General features: G+C 39.9%; 15 protein-coding genes. 2 read left to right on the top strand and 13 right to left on the bottom strand.

The annotated features are described in order from the left end of the window. Window positions 1-221: 221 nt before the first annotated feature. The 12 genes from PSM36_RS05275 to PSM36_RS05335 form a co-directional block, all read right to left on the bottom strand. Window positions 222-1,214 (bottom strand): metallophosphoesterase family protein, encoded by a 993-nt coding sequence (locus PSM36_RS05275; protein WP_076929476.1) that lies wholly within the window; start codon window positions 1,212-1,214, stop codon window positions 222-224. A 266-nt stretch (window positions 1,215-1,480) separates the two neighbouring features. Beyond that, window positions 1,481-2,833, bottom strand: coding sequence for a glycerate kinase type-2 family protein (locus tag PSM36_RS05280; RefSeq protein WP_076929479.1), 1,353 nt, complete (start codon window positions 2,831-2,833; stop codon window positions 1,481-1,483). Window positions 2,834-2,842: 9 nt separating this feature from the next. Beyond that, window positions 2,843-4,174: a GntP family permease gene (locus PSM36_RS05285; protein WP_076929481.1), complete on the bottom strand. Its 1,332-nt coding sequence runs from the start codon at window positions 4,172-4,174 to the stop codon at window positions 2,843-2,845. A 94-nt stretch (window positions 4,175-4,268) separates the two neighbouring features. Beyond that, window positions 4,269-4,601, bottom strand: a complete 333-nt coding sequence (locus tag PSM36_RS05290) for a hypothetical protein (RefSeq protein ID WP_076929484.1) — start codon at window positions 4,599-4,601, stop codon at window positions 4,269-4,271. Beyond that, a complete protein-coding gene (locus PSM36_RS05295; protein ID WP_139298073.1) occupies window positions 4,591-4,791 on the bottom strand; it encodes a hypothetical protein in 201 nt (66 codons plus the stop codon). Before PSM36_RS05295 ends, PSM36_RS05290 begins: the two co-directional genes overlap by 11 nt. Window positions 4,792-5,039: 248 nt before the next feature. After that, window positions 5,040-6,035: a metallophosphoesterase family protein gene (locus PSM36_RS05300; RefSeq protein ID WP_076929490.1), complete on the bottom strand. Its 996-nt coding sequence runs from the start codon at window positions 6,033-6,035 to the stop codon at window positions 5,040-5,042. 296 nt (window positions 6,036-6,331) lie between these two features. Further along, window positions 6,332-7,486 (bottom strand): glycoside hydrolase family 130 protein, encoded by a 1,155-nt coding sequence (locus PSM36_RS05310; protein WP_076929493.1) that lies wholly within the window; start codon window positions 7,484-7,486, stop codon window positions 6,332-6,334. Between the two features lie 59 nt (window positions 7,487-7,545). After that, window positions 7,546-10,266, bottom strand: coding sequence for a glycoside hydrolase family 2 protein (locus PSM36_RS05315; protein ID WP_076929495.1), 2,721 nt, complete (start codon window positions 10,264-10,266; stop codon window positions 7,546-7,548). Between the two features lie 342 nt (window positions 10,267-10,608). After that, window positions 10,609-11,304, bottom strand: coding sequence for a DUF3823 domain-containing protein (locus tag PSM36_RS05320; protein ID WP_076929498.1), 696 nt, complete (start codon window positions 11,302-11,304; stop codon window positions 10,609-10,611). Between the two features lie 28 nt (window positions 11,305-11,332). Continuing rightward, a complete protein-coding gene (locus tag PSM36_RS05325; protein ID WP_154670967.1) occupies window positions 11,333-13,168 on the bottom strand; it encodes a RagB/SusD family nutrient uptake outer membrane protein in 1,836 nt (611 codons plus the stop codon). 4 nt (window positions 13,169-13,172) lie between these two features. Then, window positions 13,173-16,568 carry a SusC/RagA family TonB-linked outer membrane protein gene (locus tag PSM36_RS05330; RefSeq protein ID WP_076929501.1) on the bottom strand — a complete coding sequence of 1,132 codons (3,396 nt, stop codon included), beginning with the start codon at window positions 16,566-16,568 and terminating at the stop codon, window positions 13,173-13,175. Window positions 16,569-16,834: 266 nt separating this feature from the next. Continuing rightward, the gene (locus tag PSM36_RS05335; protein ID WP_019538939.1) at window positions 16,835-17,755 is read right to left on the bottom strand and encodes a FecR family protein; all 921 of its coding nucleotides are present in this window, start codon (window positions 17,753-17,755) and stop codon (window positions 16,835-16,837) included. Between the two features lie 169 nt (window positions 17,756-17,924). Here PSM36_RS05335 and PSM36_RS05340 point away from each other — a divergent pair, with 169 nt between their 5' ends. Together PSM36_RS05340 and PSM36_RS05345 are read left to right on the top strand one after the other, a co-directional pair. Beyond that, a complete protein-coding gene (locus PSM36_RS05340) occupies window positions 17,925-18,209 on the top strand; it encodes a LysO family transporter (RefSeq protein WP_019538940.1) in 285 nt (94 codons plus the stop codon). Further along, complete coding sequence (locus PSM36_RS05345; protein ID WP_019538941.1) at window positions 18,199-18,801, top strand: lysine exporter LysO family protein; 603 nt, start codon at window positions 18,199-18,201, stop codon at window positions 18,799-18,801. Before PSM36_RS05340 ends, PSM36_RS05345 begins: the two co-directional genes overlap by 11 nt. Before the next feature lie 10 nt (window positions 18,802-18,811). On the opposite strand, the gene PSM36_RS05350 is transcribed toward PSM36_RS05345, so the two are convergent. Next, a complete protein-coding gene (locus PSM36_RS05350) occupies window positions 18,812-19,348 on the bottom strand; it encodes an RNA polymerase sigma-70 factor (protein WP_026327198.1) in 537 nt (178 codons plus the stop codon). Window positions 19,349-19,492: the final 144 nt, after the last annotated feature.

Below are 19,492 nucleotides of genomic sequence, written 5' to 3' on the forward strand. Positions count from 1 at the left end.
CTTGGCGATTACTCTCCTCGTACAGTGATTCTGTCCGGAATTATTTCGCACCTCTGACTCGTTTAGAATATTGTATGGATGATCACAAACCAAAGGTATTGAATATTAACCAAACAATACCTTTATTTGCGCAAAAAAGGTTTCTGAAAAAGTAAAACTCCGGGAATGAAATTTAGTATTAATACGTGTGAACTCCCGAAGTTTTTATAAAAATAGAAAAATTATTTGGCCGGATTAAGAAGCTGTGACGGATAAGAAACTTTATGTTTAATATTTCCGTCCAACTGATGTAGCCATGTGTCGAATTCCCGTTTTCCCTCTTTGAGTACCACTATGCGTGCACCGTTGATCTCAGGGGTATATGTGGTTTTCCAGCCGCTAAAATGCCCGTAGGTTAAGGCGATACCGTGGTAGTTTACTATATAATCATTTACATGATCATGACCCACAAATGTACCCATAATATCTCCCATTTCCTTCATCGAGAAGAACATACCCGAATTAAGTCCGGGAGGGCATTCATCTTCCTTTCTTTCTCCATAACGTATATTTTTTTCATCGTCGAATGCCAACTTGTATTCAGGTAATGGGATATGAAAATAGGCAAGGGCGGGTAGTGGGTGAAAATTATTTTTGACAGTATAATGGATACTTTGCTCCCGATACCACTCTATTTGTTTAGTTGTCATCCAGTCGTATCCACCTACGCCATCTATTGTGGAATAAGCTCCGGTATCGAAACAATAGATTAGCGCTGCTTCTTTGAGTGGCTTCAGGCTGCTATATACCGGAATCACATTATCCATCACTCTTCCATGGCTTATTTCTGACAACCTGTTGATGTTAAAAGGGTAGGAGGTGACAATATCAGCAATTTCTTCTCTTGTTACACCCTGTTCATGGTCGTGATTACCCAGAGTCACTGCAAACGGTATTTTCCGGTCTATAACGAATTTGGTTACGGCATCCCATCCTTCTTGTACCGCACCGGTGACAATATCTCCCGTGAAGATGACCATATCGGGTTTTTCTGTGTCCAGTATTCTGGGAATAAGCATCAGGGTCGTGTCCGATTTAGGATCTCCGTGCTTATAGTGCATATCGGTAAATTGTACAATTTTAAATGTTCCGTCTTTCTTAAAAGAGAGTTTTTGGGCATTCAAACTGAAAGTGAATACTCCCAATAGTAGAATAATGATCAATTTCTTGTTCATACGATTGTTTTATTTTATTTTCTATTTTCAAAAAAGATATTATCCATTTTCAGGCACTACATTCCATCCGGAGAGTACACCTCCATAAAAATAGAATGGAACTTTATATCTTTTGGTAGCGCCGTATTTTTCTTTTGGTTAATGTTCTCCCGGAGATATTTCTACCAGTCCGGTCCCATTCATTATTACGCAGGCTGCCCCCAGATTCGCATGATTGACGACAAAGTTAAAACTTTCTTTAGATAAAACTTCAATTGTTAATGATTTCATGTAACTTCCACGCCTGGATATGCCTGATGCCCTGATTTGAGATGTTCGATCACGACTACTACCATATCCATTACATTCGTCCGTGTATTTCCGGTGATAATATGACCGCCGGCTTGTTGGAAAAAATGGTAAGAATCGGAATTTTGGAGAAAAACCCGGGGATTGATATTTTTCTTCACCGCAATAGCTATCGTTTCATTATCAACAACGGCTCCCGCGGCATCGGTCGGTCCATCTGTACCGTCTGTTCCTGCACATAAGATGGTGATCTGTTTTTCGTGATCAATTTTGGTAGATAAATACAAGGCCAGGTGCTGATTGCGCCCGCCCGATCCATTTCCCGAAACTTTTACAGTCGGTTCACCCCCAAAAAGCAGGCAAACGGGCTTTTTACCGCTAGCTTGTTGGTAGTTTTCGATTGTTTTCAGAATGAAATCGGCTACATTCGTATAATCTCCCTTTAACTTGTCGGTAACGATATGGGTCTTAAAACCAAACCCATGTGCTTTACGTGACGCACCTTCAAGTGCCAGTAAGTTATTCCCGATTATGTAATTTTGGACGTTCCTGAAAATAGCATTGCCCGGCTTGGGTGTTTCGGGAATCAAACCGGTCAATCCTTTTTTCAAATGGTTCAGCATGGGAGGCGGGAAAGAATTTTCCAGCGAATACTTTTCGATGACCGCCCACGCGTCGGCAAATGTGCTGGTGTCCCCGAAGGTAGGGCCGGAAGCAATGACATCGAGGCGGTCACCGGTGACATCCGATAAAATCAGGCAAACGGTTGTTGCCGGATAAAGCGTTTTGGCAAGTTGTCCGCCTTTCACGTTCGAAAGATGTTTGCGCACGGCATTTATTTCGGTAATATCAGCACCGCATTTTACCAGTAGTTCATTTGCATGTCTCAGGTCATCGAGCGTGGTTCCTTCAGGGAAATCCGCCATCAGTGCTGATGCACCGCCCGATATCAGGCAGACAACCAGGTCTTCTTCACCGGATTGCCGGGCAATGTCCAGCATTTTTCGTGTCCCTTTCACGCCTTCGGCGTCCGGTATCGGATGTCCCGCTTCGGTAAGTTTCAGGTATTTTAAATTGGTTTCGTGCCCGTATTTGGTAACAACGTGCCCCCCTGTTATTTTGTCGCCTAAAATTCGTTCGGTTTCCTTAGCCATTAAAGCGGCTGCTTTTCCGGCTGCCAAAACGTAAATATGCCTGAATCGGGATAACGGGTATGATTTACCGGCAATTTGCAGTATATCACCATCCCGTTTTATTTGTCTTTGAATCAACTTTTCAGGCAAAACACTTTCAACTCCGGCGAGAAATATTTCTTCGGCTTTCTTTCTCATCTTATTTTATCACAATATAAAAAATGAAGTCAACCATACACACAGGAATGTAACGATTCCCATCACGATAGTGGCCGTAGAATAGACTTTTAACGTGGTATTAGAATTGATCCCGGAAAATCGGGCAACCACCCAAAAATAAGAATCATTGGCGTGAGACACCATCATTGAGCCGGCACCCATCGAAATCATAGCCAGAAGTTTGCCGGTTTCTGAATCCAGTCCCAGTGCAGGTAGCATGGGCGCGACGAACGATGCCGCAGTAATGACCGCGACTGTTGATGAACCCTGCGCGGTTTTCAGTATAGAAGCAATCAGAAAGGGAACAGCAAGGCCTAACCCTGTTTGCAGAAAAAACTCTCCGGCATAAGCGCCCACGCCGGTCTCTTTAATTACCATGCCAAACATCCCGCCCGCACCGGTTACTATAAGAATCGGGCCTGCTTTTTCTATGGCGGATTCAAGGATTGAATTGATGCTTTTCACCGCCCTGTTTTTCAATAAAAACAGCGATAAAAATGTACCAATCAACAGGGCAATAATAGGTTGCCCTATAAATGCCAATCCTTTCAATACAAAATTACTTTCAGGCACTTTCATTACCGCGAGTAAAGAGCCAATTGCTATAAGAACAAGCGGTGTGGCGATAGGTAATAACGAAAGACTGACCGGCGGCAATTGTCCTTCGTTCCCAATTTCACCTTTCGAGGGCTCTGTTTCTTCGTAGGTATTTTTCCTTGTTTGCCATTTAATCCAAAAAAATGCGGCTACGGTAGCGGGAATGGCAAAAAGTATTCCCAGCAATATCAGCATGCCGATATTCGCGTTTAGAATTCCCGAAGCGGCCAATGCTCCCGGGTGCGTGGGAGTGAGGCAGTGCACCGAATAGAGTGAAGTAGCCAAAACAAACGCGATAAAGGGCAATGCAATTTTGGCCTTCGTGCTGAATGATTTTACCAATCCACTCATTATAATATACCCGGAATCGCAAAAAATGGGCAATCCTACAATAAATCCCGTAATACCCATTGCTGAAGCGGCTTTACCGTGCCCTGTTTTCGATAAAATATAATTAGCGATGCTTATGGCACCGCCTGTCTTTTCCAACACCACGGCAATAATCGCCCCGAAAATAATCAGAAACCCGATGGATGCCATGGTACTCCCAAACCCCTCTTTCAGGATTTGGACCACATCTTTATCGGGAAGGGCAACCATGGCTAACAACAGGGCCACGATAAACAGCGAAGCAAACGCGTTTAGTTTCGTGACGGAAGTGAGTATCACGATAAGCACGATGCTCAGCAGAACCAGGATAGAAAGTGTAATGATACTCAACATCTGAAACAACCTATTCTACTTATGCAAGCATTAGAATAGCTAACTTAATTAAATTTCATCATTGGTTATAATTCTGTCTTATCCTCCGTTTAGATTAACTTTTATCTAACTTGCTCAGGAGTTGTCTTAAAAAATTGTCAGTGATAGTTTCCTTTTCTGATTTGTCAAAAACTGACAACAAGTATATCTTCTCTTGTGTTACTTTCACGCAGGTAATTAACCTTCCACCACCACTTTTTCCTTTTCCTTTGCTTTTTATAGGAAAACGCACTTTGTAGCAGTTTTTGTACACTTCCACTCCCTGTTTAGGGTCTTTGAGTAAAGCGGTAGCAAGTACCATTAAATCTGATTTAAAAGATGGGTATTTCTTTTGGAGTGCTTTAGCTTCTTTTTCGAAATTGGGAGTGGGTATAATTCTAAAGTTCATTGATAAAGTCTTCAAAACTTTTTACTTTCAATTCTCCACTTTCAATCCGTTCCATTTCCTTATACCCGGCTTTTATGCTTTCACTCAATTCATAAGCTTCCAATTTCTTTTCAATATTCCGCCATTCCTTTAAAGATAACTGCACGGCTTTGAGTTTACCTCTCTTATCAGAAACAAATTGTATATCCATAATTTCCATTTGTGATTGATACTGTTGCAAATATAAGTAATCTTGAAGAATATTCCAACTAACAGATATGATTGTTTTTGTTAAGCAATACGAAGAGAAAACAAACTTACTTGGATTATGTCGTTGCAAGAATTGGAAATCGAGGAGCGCAGGCGACTCAAAATACCTAATATAATTGAGCAATTGAATATTCGGTGACAGAAAATAAATTCTGCCCCGAATAAGTAAGTGTTTCTTTTATGAAAAAACTATTTCCCCGGATTGGTAAAGTCTGCCGGATACGAAACCTTGTGCCGAATGGTTCCATCTAACTGGTGGAGCCATGTGTCGAATGCCCGTTTTCCTTCCTTGAGCACTACTACGCGGGCTCCGTTGATTTCAGGGGTATAAGTGGTCTTCCAACCGCTGAAATGCCCGTAAACCAGGGCTATGCCATAGTAATTTACTATATAGTCGTTCACATGGTCATGTCCCGCAAATGTGCTCATGACATCTCCCATCTCCTTCATCGATAGGAACATACCCGAATTAAGTCCGGGAGGGCATTCGTCTTCCTTTCTTTCCCCATAGCGTACGTTCTTTTCATCGTTGAATGCTAACCGGTATTCAGGCAACGGAATATGAAAATAGGCGAGGGCGGGTAGCGGCTGGAAATTATTTTTGACGGTATAATGGATACTTTGTTCCCGATACCATTCTATCTGCCTGGTGGTTACCCAATCGTAACCACTTACATCATCTATCGTGGAATAGGCTCCTGTATCGAAACAGTAGATCAGAGCTGCTTCTTTCAGTGGTTTTTCACTGCTATAGACCGGAATCACATTGTCCATTACCCTACCTCTGCTGACATCCGACAACCTGTTGATGTTGAAAGGGTAGGCGGTAACAATATCAGCAATCTCTTCCCTTGTTACACCCTGTTCATGATCGTGATTACCCAAAGTTACGGCAAATGGTATCTTGCGATCGATCACGAATTTTGTTACGGCATCCCAACCTTCCTCTACCGGTTTCCCTGTTACGATGTCGCCGGTAAATACCACCATATCAGGCTTCTCTTCATCCAGTATCCTGGGTATAAGCATCAGGGTTGTGTCTGATTTCGGATTCCCATGCATGTAATGCATGTCGGTAAACTGTACGATCTTGAATGTCCTGTCTTTCTTAAAAGAGAGTTTCTGGGCATTCAACGTGAAAGCGATCACGATGAAAAGTGAAACAATGATCCATTTTTTGTGCATACAAATAAATTTATATTTTTGATTTTCAATATCGATATTATCCATTTTCAGGCACTACGTGCCATCGGAAAGGATATCCCATCATCTGAAACAAACGGCAAATTTATAATTTCCATTTTTTTATTCACACCATTGCAAAAATATACAATTTTGAAGAATATCTATTCTAAGCGGTATGAATAATGATATGTACAGGGCAACAAGAAAGTTCTTCCTGCCACCCTGTACCCTATACTTTCACCGAAATTCGATATCAAACTGCTTACTCCATGAGTAAAAGAATTCAAAAATAATTGTTACTTGTTCATATTCTTTTTCTTTGCATCATTAATAGCTACAGCCACATGTGAATCGGCGCATCCGTAATAGAGGTAAAATCGATTATCGAGATAGGCTAGTCCCTCAATGAAGACGGTCCCGTCTTTATACTGTCCACTCTTTTCAAACGGTGCATCGGGATAGAAAAACGGTTTATCCAAACGATCCAATATTTTATAAGGATCATTGAGATCGAATAGAAACTGTCCGGCACAATAAGAGCCTGCCGGATAATCTGTATCTCCATCCTTTTCATCTCCATTTTTACCATTATACATCAACACGATCCCATCCTGAGTAATAATTGCCGGTGGTCCACACTCGGTCAGTCTGCTATCGAAAAATCCTTTTCGAGGTTTAGCGATTTCCTTCAATTCATTTTGTTCATTCAGTACGGGTTCCCAATTGATAAGATCGTCAGAAACGGCAGCACATACAGCATGTTCGCCCCAGTACATAAAGTATTTTCCATTCAATTTTGTAATAACTAATTGACCATCTTTTACTTTAGTGACAATGGATGCCGATTTGCAGGCCAGGTTTTCGAAGCGCCCATTATAGGCTTTGCCAAAAGCGAGGCCGTGCTTTTCCCATTGAATTAAATCGTGGGATGTCGCTACGGCCAGACGGGGCGTCTCCCGGTTCCATGCTGTGTAAAGCATTACATAGAGCCCATCTTCTGTCATGGCAACCCGGGGGTCCTCACAACCTCCCGGCCACTCGATGGATTTGAAAGCATCCTCCATGGGGAAAAGCACCGGTTCTGTACGGCGTTCCATCGTTATGCCGTCTTTCGATTCGGCATACCCAATACGGGACGTACGCTTACCAATCCCTTGAGCTGAATTGTCTTCGGCCCTGTAAAGCACTACGATCTTTCCCTCTTTTACTGTTGCTGCAGGATTGAAAGTATCGCTTTCTTCCCATTTTATAGTATCACCCTTCATCGGGCAATAAAACTTCGTCGGAAGAGGAGAAATAACAGGATTAGGATTTTCAGGACGTTCAAAAGGTCCTATGGCCCATTGGGGTAATTTAGCTTTCTCTTCTGAGGACTGTTGTTTTGCATTACTACAGGATCCGGCTAAAACTGTAATAAGCAGTAAAATAAAAATTGAATAAATTTTTTTCATAAATAAGCAAAAATTATAGTAGTTATAAAATTTGTAGTGGTAATTGTTATCCTAATTTTTTAGTGGTGACGCAAATTGTAAATTTCTTTTTTTACATTCCATCCCTTTAAAATAAGTTTTGAGTTCGCGGCTAATTTCTGAGCGTTTGTTTCGATTCGAATTGCTTTTCTTTCTCCGGGTAGCAGTGAAAAGAAATTATCGGAATAAAAAGATGGACGTATTGGCTTATCATTCTCATCAAGAAGTTGAAGTTGTGTAAAGAATGCAATTGTGCGTGAAGTATTTTTGACCTCTATGTCTATTAAATAACACTCTTCTTCTTTATGTTCACGATAGCTTATCTCCAATTTAGTCTGTTTTAACTTTGATAAATCCTGAAAGCCGGAGGTTGTTGGCCCTGTTAATGTTTTACGTCCTTCGTAATGCGAGTTAGATCGCCAATAAAAATTATTGCCCACTTCCGTGCCTTTTTCATCCAGAAGCCTCAACTTAATAAAGTGAACACTCGTAATAGTTGGTGGAAAATCTATCGTAAAAAGATCTTTTGCAACTCCATCCTCCGGTAGATTCACGGTCATTTCTTTTGAGAAAACTTTTTTCCCGTTCAAATCATACACATCAGCCAGCACTTTATAATTCGTAAAAGATCGGTAATAATCGTTGACTACAGAAACCGTGTTTCTCAAAAAATCAAATTGGGGGTGCAAGGGTTCACAAGCATTTTGTGCGGCATAAAGTGCTGCCGTCGGTTCCAACGACCAATCCCACATTCTCGAACAAACCTGACGAATTGGGGGATTATGATACCAAAACAAAAATCCGGAACAATAGCGGTCACCCTGGTTCAATTTGTTATAATTCCATACCTCCCATATACTTTTATAATTAAAAGCTCCCACAAATTGACCCTTTTCTGCAAATTCATCTATACTTTTCGAAATTCCGTACTCATTTACCATATCGCGGTACATTCCGGTCATTAAATGAAATCCGTTACCATCCGAATAATCCCATACCTCCTTATTAATGGGCCACAAATCTTTTTCGTCCATCATTTCACGTAAACATTCTACTGTTGGCAGGCATGGTGCACCATACTCAGGATTAAAGCCGTCTATACGACTACCTCTGTCTGAAGCTGTATTTTCGTAATGGCACATGATATTGACCTGCTTATATGGACTACCATCGTGAACGCCACAACACTCCGATTGCATTTGATATCCGCGGGTTCCATCCAGGTTCTGGATTAATGCTTCGGTATAGGACATTTCTGTGGATTCATTGGAAGAAACATAATACGCTAAAGAGGGATGGTTCCGAATCCGTTTGACTGTTGAGGTCACGTTATTGTAATAGATACTCTCATCGACAGGATGTTTGGTATCCCCAGTCATCCAGAATTCCGTCCAGACCATGATTCCCAATTCATCACATAGTTGGAAGAAATAATCGGATTCTGTAATGCCTCCTCCCCAGAAACGTATCAGGTTTATCCCGGCTTGAGCTGTATAGCGAAGTTGCGCATATGTACGTTCTTCCGAGTTTCTGAGCATGTTTTCCGGGAGCCAGTTTGTTCCTCTTATAAAAATAGGTTTCCCGTTTATGTAAAATGTTCGGGATTTATCAGGAGTATCCGTATTGGAAGTGATTTCACGTATGCCAAAACGGGTAGAGATCGAATCTATAAGATTTTTATCCTTATCCAGAATTTTTAGTGACAGGTTGTAGAGTTCTTGCTTCCCTTTATTAATCGGCCACCATAAACGTGGATTCTTTAAAACCAATTGCGGATATTCTTCCGGACTAAAAGATATCTCTTTTCGCTCTCCCCTGGCTAATTGGACTTGCTTTTCAAAGCGCACGTTTTCATCCTTGATTTCTCCTACAATTGTAACATCCTGTATCGTCCAATTGTTATTCGGGTTAATCACTTCAACGGATATTGTCTGTCTTGAGACATTATAATCAGGTTTAGATAAATCCGACTTTACAAAAGGATGGCGTAAACTAACATTTCCTGTTGTATAAATAGAGATATCTTTCCAAATGCCCGTATTTCGATCGCGGATACCATCCAAATAGGTGAAATCCCAACCGACTGTCATGAGTTGTGTGACGTTTTTCCCAATTTCTCCGTTTCCTCCGTTCTGGAATTCATCATTCAATGCTCCGATAGTTTTTTTACCTTTTGATTTAATCGTACCTGGTACATCCACAGGATAGACCTTTACTGCCAATATATTTTTTTTGTCGAGATAAATATAATCAGAAATATCAATGTGGTCCTGATAAAACATACCGGCGATATTTCCAACCATGTTACCATTCAGCCATATCTCGGCACGATAATTAATGCCGTCGACCTGTAACCACGTTTTTTTATTTTTAAAATGAGCTGTTGGCGTTTCAAATTCGGTACGAAACCAGTAGGTGTAAAAGTCGCGACCTACATGGTAAATATCCGGAATTAGATTCGATTCCAGTTTATTATTCAAACCATAGTAGGGTTCCGGATAGATTTTATTATGCACCAATGAGTTTAGCACGGTCCCCGGGACGATGGCCGGCATCCAGTCGTCTGTAGACACCTTTGGTGTGGAAACATCTTCCGCTTTACTGTGAACTTCTCCTGCCCTTCTCATCTTCCAGGCATATTCTCCACCATGTCCATCACGTGAACTCAGTATACAATCATAAAGACGTTCATTCTTTATCTCTTGTCCGTAGCACAGGCAGGTAAATAAGAAAGCTATAAAAAAAAGAGTTTCTCGCATCATGTTTTTATTTCAATTGATTTCAATAGTTCACCTCCTTTTCTTCTCCGCACCCTTGTCCTGTTAGTGCCGTAAGGGACCGCATAAACTTCCTTGCCGCTCATGCTGGTATCGGTGTCGTTTTTTCCGCATTCATCCGAATACCCGAAGTATTAGCCGATCAGGCCAGACATGGACCGGAAGTCCTGAGATCAGACCTGATCGGTAATCCCTTACCAGAGGTGACCAAACCAGAGTATATTTTTCCTGATTTGGATGATTTTGAATATTAATGAGTATTTTCTAAAATACAGATTTAAATAATGCAACTATGAAAGTATTTTTTAAATCATTGAAAGATATATGTTAAAGTTGAACCGCTATTATTGTACTATAGTTGATTTTTCCCTTAATAGCAGCTCCAATCCGGACATATATCTTATTCCCGTTTGAGATGATTTTATATTCATTTGATTTAAAGACATTGTCATTCTTTAAATCGAATGATATTTGTCCCTTAATGTCTTTGGTGGTTACTTTCTTAGCATAATTAGCTGCACCATCATCCACTCCGGGAGCAAAATTCCAATAACCGAAAACATTATCAACCGTAAAAGAATTGTTGGTTGGTTTCACTTCATATTGAATCGTAATAATCCCCTCAGAATAATTTGCCGAGGCCTCAATTCTTGAGAAAGGTGTAGTCCTGAGATCAAAAGAGGTAGCTCCATTCACTTTTATAGTTCCTTCACATGGTTCAACAAATGGTCCGTCGACTACAACTTTATATTCGGTATTGAAAATTTTTGAATTTTCATAACTACCATCATATTTTGCATAAAAATCTACAGACTGCTTCGCGTTTGTATTTTGTTCATACATCTTTACAATAACACCTGTGGATCCCTGTACTGGTAATGGTATGGGATTGTTTGTTTCTTCATCAAGAATAAGACCCTTGATTCCACCATTAGGAGCATCGTAATTATCTAATCCCTGAATACATCCTGTCAACATCAACAGGAGACAGACAGATACTGATATTATAATATTCTTCTTCATATTATTTCTACATTTAAAATAAAACCATTTAGTTTGTATATCCGGGATTCTGAACTAAATTCGGATTAGAGTTCATATCTTCATTATGAATCCTTGTGTAATAATTCTTTTCCAGAAATATCCTTGTTTGTTTTGGAGTATTAGTGCCAATCTCAAAAATAAATTTCTGATCCCTGATGTCAAACCATGGGTATAGTGCAGAGCCTCTGAACCCATTTAATCCTCCCTGGCTGACATCCAGATGGGCAATCCTCCAACGCTTCATATCCCAATAACGATGACCTTCAAAAGCTAATTCTACTTTTCGTTCATGACGAATCTTTTCTATTGAAATTTCTGAAATTTCAACGATTCCCGCCCTTTCCCGGATTTTATTCACGGCAGATAATGCTTCGTCCTTTTTATCCAGTTCAAATGCAGCTTCAGCAAGATTCAAATATATTTCTCCCAAACGAAAAACCGGCCAGGGAGTTTCAGATTTACCCATATTCATGTCGGTAAGCGTTTCATCCCAGAATTTCTTCTGATAAAATCCTGTCTTAGAGGCATCTCCTGCATCAGCACCCCCATCTTTACCACTTGTATTATAGACAACGCCATTCACCTCCACCGTATTTCCTCCATCAGGTTGATTCGTAGCCTGATGTCTCTCAGTGTCTGAAATAATAATTCCTCTAATCCATTCAATTTTACTATCCTTACAAGGTGATCCCGGAAGATATACCGAAGCAAATAATCTTGGGTCTTTGCCCTCAAAAAGGGAATAAGGATCAGAGAATCGTATGGGAACTCCATTTTCTTTGATCTTTAGTTCTCCGCTGGCACCATCCATATATTCATAGGTCTCAATCATTTCCAGGGTGGGAGCCATCCCGCATCCCCATCCTCCTCCTCGGTATGAAAATGGAGCATTGCGTTTGTCCCAATCATGACCTTTTCCTCCTGCCACATTGTATTGCTTTTGGAAAATATATTCACCGTTATCCCCATTTCCCTTTATGAAAATCTCATAATAGTTTTGAGTTCTGTCATTTACATTTTTACTATAAAGTGAATATATGGCCATATCCAATAATGCCTTGGATGCATCATAAGAAGATTGATAAAACCGTTGAGTTTCGCTTTGGTCTATTCCTACTAGGCCATTTAATTGAACTGTACCGTATTTCGCTATAGAAGCGGCGTAGAGAGCAGCTCTTGAGCATAAAGCCAGTGCGGTTCCTTTATTTGCCCGATATTTTTCTGATTCGGGTCTTATCTCAGGAAGAATTTCAGATATTGCCTGGCATTCTTTAACAATAAAGTCATAAATCTCTACTTCCTTATTTCTGCTAACAGCTAATGATTCAAGGTTTGAAGGATCATACACTTGTGGGGCAGTTATAAGTGGAACCCCACCATATCTTTTTACCAAAGAAAAATAGTGCATCGCTCTCAAAAACCTTACCTCCGCATTTAGTTGCTCTTTTTGAGATGAAGATAATGATTCAGCCCCCTCCAATTGATCTAAGAAGTCGTTACAATTACGAATAAATACATATCGATCAGAAAATTTTTGTTCGAACAGTGCATCTTCGTAGGTATATGTGGCACTACCATTATCAAATAAAGGATCTTTCTGGAATGACCCTTGGGCTTCGTCAGACATTGATGTGGGATTTATTAATCTCCATGCATCTCTATACCAGTAATTAAAGTCTTCCACTTGTAATCCGTCATATAGATTAACCAGAACACTGTTAATTAATTTAGGCTCTTTCCAAACTTGTTCCGGAGTAATGATATCAAACGATTCTTTATTTAAAAAATCACTACAACTAATGAAACAAACAATAGCTAAAAATGTAATAAATATTTTGTTCATAATACTAAAATGTAAGATTGATACCAAAATTGAATGTCTTCATCTGTGGATAATACCTAAAATGGCCATTACTGTTTTCCGGATCCATGTATTTCATTATACCTGTATTATTGGTAAAAGTCAGAAGATTGAAAGAGTTTACATATAGTCTGAGTTTTTCAAGTCCAACTACTTTTATCCAGTTATCCGAAAACGAGTAACCCACTTCAAGGGTTTTCAAACGTAAATAACTCGCTTTTTGCATTGTCCATGTATTATTACTGGTATTCGCTTGAAAACCGGCAGGTCTAAGGGCGGGCATAAAGCCTGGGATCCAATTACTATAGGGATCCGAAGGATCTTCCCTATGCCATCTATCCATCCAGAGATTTAACCCGTTACCTAATCCCTGTTGAATAAAAGGATCCATAAAATCTCCACTTGTGAAGACCTCGTGCCCGGCTGCGCCTTGGAAAAATAATGTAACATCTATGTTTTTGTAGCTCCCGAATAAATTTAAACCATAGTACATCCAGGGATTGTCTCCATGCCCAATAGGCTGGTCATCCTTCCCGTCAATAATTCCATCGTTATTCCAGTCCTGGTATTTCAAATCCCCCGGCATTAGAGACTTATTTCCATTTCCATCTTGTATAGGTGAATTCAAAATATCTTCATAGGACTGAAATTGACCCAGAACTTTCTTTCCCCAGCTGATGGATTTAAAACGATCATTCGTGTTATTCCTCCAGTTGTCATACATGTTTGCGGACTCAGCTCTTTCTACATGACCGTAGGAAGAACGGGTAGCGGAAAAATTACCTTTTATATCGTAGGTAAAGTCTGATATTTTATTTCTATGGCCGAGGACGATTTCAAATCCTTTTGTATTATCCGAATTTAAATTTTCCTGAGGGAGTGATTTTCCGAATGTGGTAGGTAATGTTAACAGGCGGGTAGCAAGTAATCCCTCTCTATTTCTCTGAAAATAATCAAATTCCAGAGATAATAACCCCTGATATACAGATGTTTCAAAGCCGACGTTCAAAGTGGTAGACTCGTACCATGTCAGATTCAGATTGGGCATTCCTTTATCCTTTGCTCCATTTGATAGTCCACCACTGCCTAACACATAATTTCCATTTGGATAGGTGTATCCGGATAGATATTGGTATGCAGCAAAATCCCCTTCATCACCAATTTTTCCATATGAACCTCTCAGTTTCAAGTTTTCAACATTTTCAAATTTATCTTTAAAAAAACTTTCTTCGGAAACTCTCCATCCCAGAGAAATTGCGGGGAAGAACCCCCATCTTTTCTCGGGTGCAAATTTGTACGAACCGTCATATCTGAAACTCAATTCAGCCAAATATTTGCTCGCATAGGCATAATTGAATCTTCCTACAAATCCTTGATGAGCCGATACTGAGGCATTTCCTCCATTGTTTATATTGACTTTATCTCCGGCATTAATCTGGTCAATTGCACTGATAGAGAATTGACGATATGCTTCTACCCATTCAGTTCTATCATTATATAATTCCCATAATAATAGAGCTGAAATATCATGACTTCCAAATTCGTTATTGTAGTTTAAAGAATATTGTTGTGTCGGTTTGAAATAATTTTCATTCTTTGCGGTTAGTTCGGATATCGTATGACTCCCTGCTATATTATATGTATCAGTACTAGCGTCATACAGATACTCGTAATATTCTTTATACCAGTTTTTATTGTTCGTGTTAGTAAAATCATATGCCAGCATGGCTTTCGCTGACAGGCCTTGTAACCAAGGGATTTTCCAATTGAAGGATATTGCCCCGTTAAAGACCCTTCTGTCCCTATTAGAATAACCAACATTGTCTATTTCAGATAAATGGATGGGGTTTCCTTTGTCCCCGGGAACCTGCCAGTAATCAGGGTTATCATTGGCATAAATTGAATAAATAGGCCTTGCCATTTGTATGCTGCGTGTCAGTGGTTCGGCTTCATAGGGTTTTTGCCTTGAATCAAGACGTCCACTTAATTGCAGATCAACAGTTAAACTCTTGGTTATTTCAGCGTTTATGTTTGATCGGACATTATATCGTTGAAAGTTATAATCGTTCGATTTATACATGCCTTCCTGATCTGTTAAGCCCAAAGAAAAAAAGTATTTAACTTTTTCACTTCCTCCAGAAACACTTACGTTGTGATACATTTGAGGCATAGTGCTTCGTACAGTTTCATTAAACCAATCAGTTGTACCAATGCCATTCTTAAATTTCGTCAGGTCTTCATCTGAAAAGGGAGCGTTAACACCCAGATTTTGTTGAGCCTCATTATAGAGTAACGCATATTCGTACCCGTTCATCAGTGTCGGATATCGTGTGATTTTCTGAAAACCATAGTATCCTGTATAGTCTATTTTGGCCTTCCCCTGCTGTCCTTTTTTCGTTGTAACCAATATTACTCCGTTTGCCCCTTTAAATCCGTATACGGCTGCAGATGCATCTTTTAGAATACTGATAGACTCAATATCGTTTGCATCTATTTGATTGAAATCCCGCTCAATGCCATCCACGATAATCAAAGCGTTTCCATAGCCCCGGATATCAATTGATGCGGCATCGTCTCCGGGAGCACCGCTTCTTTGAACTGCGCGTAATCCGGGGAGTTTTCCTGCTAACGCATTGGTTACGCTGGCTGTTTTGGCACTTGTGATGTCTGAAGCCTGAATGGACGCAACGGAACCTGTAACAGATGCCCTTCTCTGAACCCCATATCCCACAACAACCACTTCTTCCAACGCTTGAGTATCTTCTATCAATATCAGGTTAAAATTGGATTGGTCACTTACACTGATAATCTGTTCCAGATAGCCTATATAAGAGACCTGAATTGTGGCATCGTTTTCTACCTGAAGAGTGAAATTTCCATCTATATCAGTAACCGTTCCATTGGTTGTCCCAACTTCCACAATATTAGCTCCGATAATAGATTCTCCCTGCTCGTCAGTAATTTTTCCAGTTATCTGTTTTTTTTGTTGTTGGACAATGGTTGTGACTATTTCCTTACCATTGTCTTCGGATTTTCCGATAGAGAGGATAATATGATTTCCTTCCATAGTGTAGTCAATATCCTTATCCTTGAGCAGGGAATTGAGTATTTCTGAGACTGCTTCCTGCTTTCCTCTGACCGACACCCTTTCATTTGTATTCACCTCATTGTTGTAGATAAAAAGATAATCGGTTTGTTTTTCGATTTCGTTTAGCACCTCTTTGAGAGTTGTATTACGCTTGTTAATCGTAACCCTGGCGTTTTGAGTATAGCCGACTTCCGCCATAGCACAAAATATGCAGGTAAATAGTAGAATAAAGGTTGCGCGCATAATCAATAAAAAATGGTTTATGGGTATTTTTTCGGTTAATTGACTACCCATTGAATTGTTTTTCTTCATACATTTGTAATTGTTTTAAGTTGATACTTAGATAATTTTAGGCTTTGTCAACGAAAACATCCGATCGGTGGGCGCTGCAACGCCTGCCGATTTTTTAGTTTTCTACTGCTTAATCACTTTACTACATAGGCATTTCATTTTAAATTTACTAAAGTTAGACTATTCTTCGCCATGGTATATTCAAACAAACTGAGTTGTTTTCTGCAAACCAGTTTGTCTTATACTTATTTGGCTTAACCGAATAGTTGTTATTTTATATACACTATCCCTGTTGTTTCATCCCTTTGGTAGGAAAAATGGATACTTTTCTGCAGCACCCTTAAAGCATAATCCACTCCATCAGACTGCCGGAATTTTCCGGTATAGGTGCGTTGTGGTAACGAGCTGTTAGAGATTTGTATCCGGATATCAAAATATTTTTCGAGAGACTGCAGGATATCTTCAAGTCTTTTATTATTAAAGGCGATCAAACCATCTTTCCAGAGATACTTATCCATGTCAGTTATTGGGGTCACATATAGTTTTCCATCTTTCAGGTAGCTTCTTTCATCAGGTTTGAGAGTAGTAAGTTTATGATCGTTCTTGTAAATCTCCACACTTCCTTCGAACAGGCTGGTCTCGAAACCTCCATGTTTGGAATAAGCTTCTACGTTGAATGATGTGCCGGTTACCTTAATGTCTCCCGAAGTTGTTTTTACCATGAATGGTTTTTTATCGTCCTTACTTACCTCGAAAAAGGCTTCCCCGTCTAAATATACAGTCCTATCCTTCCTGGAAAATTCCGTAGGGTAACGCAATGTACTATTGGCATTCAGCCAAATGTCGGTGTTGTCGGCAAGGATCAGATGGATGCGTTGACCTGCAGGGACAACAAGTGTATTATAGTCCAAGGAGTTATTCTCTTGTCGCAGAGTGTGCAGATACAGTGCACTCGCAATGAGGATGAATAGACTCGCCGCAATCGCACCGATATGATACCCAATTGTACGCCTTTTTCTGTTCGTGTTTGAGATACCGGGAGACCTGAATAATATTGCATCGTATATTTTACGTTCCTGCAGGAACGTAATCCTATTCTCTTCAGATGTGTCTATCCACTGTCTAATCTGTTTTTCTTCCTCCAGTGTCGTATTACCTTCAAAAAAACGGTATAATAGATCTTTATTCATTATCTAAAATTGTGTCTTTATATATAACATTTCAACATTCGACTACCCTAAACGGATGAGTATTTTTTTTAAAATTATGTTGACTTTGGTATATCTGATTATTTATTTACTTTTGTTTATATGCTTAATACACTCGTTTCAAACAAATAACAGACAAATCTTTTTGAATATGTTTATTGCAATTGGTTTTATGCTATTGGGAGGCATTTTTGGATTCGTGTTACGAAAAAAAGAATTCAGAAATATTTCAAAAATTATTATCCTGCTGATTTGGCTTCTTTTATTTATTCTCGGATTAGAGGTAGGTAGTAATCCTGAAATAATATCCGGGCTGGCCAATATTGGGGTGGAAGCTTTAATTATTACCCTTGCTGCGGTCTTTGGTAGCGCTGTGGCTGCATTATTGCTCTGGAAACATATTAATAATAAGAGAAAAGGCCTTCATGAAGAGTAGTCTTATTATTGTCTCTTTTTTTGCCCTGGGGGTATTCTTCGGTCATTTCGAAATTATTCCGCTTTCTGTCGTCGACAATGATATAAGCTTTTACGCATTATGTTGTTTGATGTTTTGTGTTGGATTGAGTTTGGGTAACGATTCCAATACGCTCAGGCGTTTCACAAGAATAGACCCACGGTTTTATTTGCTACCAGTGGCAACGATTGTGGGTACGCTATTGGGATGTGCAATAATTGGCTTTCTACTTCCCGGCCGCTCAGTTATCGAATTCATGGCTGTAGGTAGCGGCTTTGGTTATTATTCATTATCAAGTATTTTTATAACGGAATACAAAGGGGTGGAACTCGGCACCATTGCATTACTTTCGAATATACTCCGTGAAATAATGGCATTATTGCTTGCCCCTCTTTTTGTAAAATATTTCGGTAAACTGGCTCCGATTTCAGTAGGTGGGGCAACTACAATGGATACCACACTCCCGATCATATTGAAATTTTCAGGGAAAGAATTTGCCGTTATCTCTGTTTTTCATGGATTCATACTCGATCTCAGCGTACCTGTTTTGGTTACAATATTCTCTTCTATATAATGAGCAGTGGTTACATAAAATCTTTCAACGATTCACGCAGCAGCTCAAGAGCCTTCGAAATGTGATATTCTATAGATTTCTGACTGAGATCCATTTTTCGGGCAATCATACTGTATGAAAATCCTTCAACACGGCTCATCAGGAATATCCGTCGTGTTTTCTTCGGTAATTGATTCAATGTGGAGTCGATGATCTTTTGTATCTCTCCGGAGAACAGAAAATCGGGCTCGCATGCTTCCAGTGTACTGATCTTTGTTTGGAGTAACCATTCGGAATGATCTCTTAGGTCTTCCGTTACACGCTGTTGTACCTGTTGATGTTGCAGATAATTAAGACATTTGTTTTTAACGATAGTCATAAGATAGGCCGGCGGTCTGGTGTCGGGAGATAGCAGCCGCCTGTTTTCCCAAAATACCGCGAAAGCCTCAGACACAAAATCCTCTGCCGTCTGCCTGTCTTTCACGTACCCTATCGCAAAACGGATAAAACGTTCGTGATATTCGTTGAATAAGAGGTTGAAACTTTGTATATCGGAAAATGACTCCATCCGGCACTTAACTTTGAGCGGCAAATATAGTGAAACCTGAGAGAAAAGCCAAGCTTGCTTGAGTTTTCCGAGGCGCATCCTACTATTCTGCAAATATAAACAAAACTTTGCAGCCTGTCGGTTTTTTTAACATAATCGTGCGGC

The sequence above is a fragment of the Proteiniphilum saccharofermentans genome (assembly GCF_900095135.1).
Taxonomy (GTDB): Bacteria; Bacteroidota; Bacteroidia; order Bacteroidales; family Dysgonomonadaceae; genus Proteiniphilum; species Proteiniphilum saccharofermentans.

What these genes read in the sequence shown, in the direction of transcription:
- PSM36_RS05350 (WP_026327198.1), bottom strand. Translation starts at nt 19,348, where the DNA reads ATGGAGTCATTTTCCGATATACAAAGTTTCAACCTCTTATTCAACGAA.
- PSM36_RS05295 (WP_139298073.1), bottom strand. Translation starts at nt 4,791, where the DNA reads ATGGATATACAATTTGTTTCTGATAAGAGAGGTAAACTCAAAGCCGTG.
- PSM36_RS05345 (WP_019538941.1), top strand. Translation starts at nt 18,199, where the DNA reads ATGAAGAGTAGTCTTATTATTGTCTCTTTTTTTGCCCTGGGGGTATTC.
- PSM36_RS05310 (WP_076929493.1), bottom strand. Translation starts at nt 7,486, where the DNA reads ATGAAAAAAATTTATTCAATTTTTATTTTACTGCTTATTACAGTTTTA.
- PSM36_RS05275 (WP_076929476.1), bottom strand. Translation starts at nt 1,214, where the DNA reads ATGAACAAGAAATTGATCATTATTCTACTATTGGGAGTATTCACTTTC.
- PSM36_RS05280 (WP_076929479.1), bottom strand. Translation starts at nt 2,833, where the DNA reads ATGAGAAAGAAAGCCGAAGAAATATTTCTCGCCGGAGTTGAAAGTGTT.
- PSM36_RS05325 (WP_154670967.1), bottom strand. Translation starts at nt 13,168, where the DNA reads ATGAACAAAATATTTATTACATTTTTAGCTATTGTTTGTTTCATTAGT.
- PSM36_RS05335 (WP_019538939.1), bottom strand. Translation starts at nt 17,755, where the DNA reads ATGAATAAAGATCTATTATACCGTTTTTTTGAAGGTAATACGACACTG.
- PSM36_RS05320 (WP_076929498.1), bottom strand. Translation starts at nt 11,304, where the DNA reads ATGAAGAAGAATATTATAATATCAGTATCTGTCTGTCTCCTGTTGATG.
- PSM36_RS05290 (WP_076929484.1), bottom strand. Translation starts at nt 4,601, where the DNA reads ATGAACTTTAGAATTATACCCACTCCCAATTTCGAAAAAGAAGCTAAA.
- PSM36_RS05330 (WP_076929501.1), bottom strand. Translation starts at nt 16,568, where the DNA reads ATGGGTAGTCAATTAACCGAAAAAATACCCATAAACCATTTTTTATTG.
- PSM36_RS05300 (WP_076929490.1), bottom strand. Translation starts at nt 6,035, where the DNA reads ATGCACAAAAAATGGATCATTGTTTCACTTTTCATCGTGATCGCTTTC.
- PSM36_RS05340 (WP_019538940.1), top strand. Translation starts at nt 17,925, where the DNA reads ATGTTTATTGCAATTGGTTTTATGCTATTGGGAGGCATTTTTGGATTC.
- PSM36_RS05285 (WP_076929481.1), bottom strand. Translation starts at nt 4,174, where the DNA reads ATGTTGAGTATCATTACACTTTCTATCCTGGTTCTGCTGAGCATCGTG.
- PSM36_RS05315 (WP_076929495.1), bottom strand. Translation starts at nt 10,266, where the DNA reads ATGATGCGAGAAACTCTTTTTTTTATAGCTTTCTTATTTACCTGCCTG.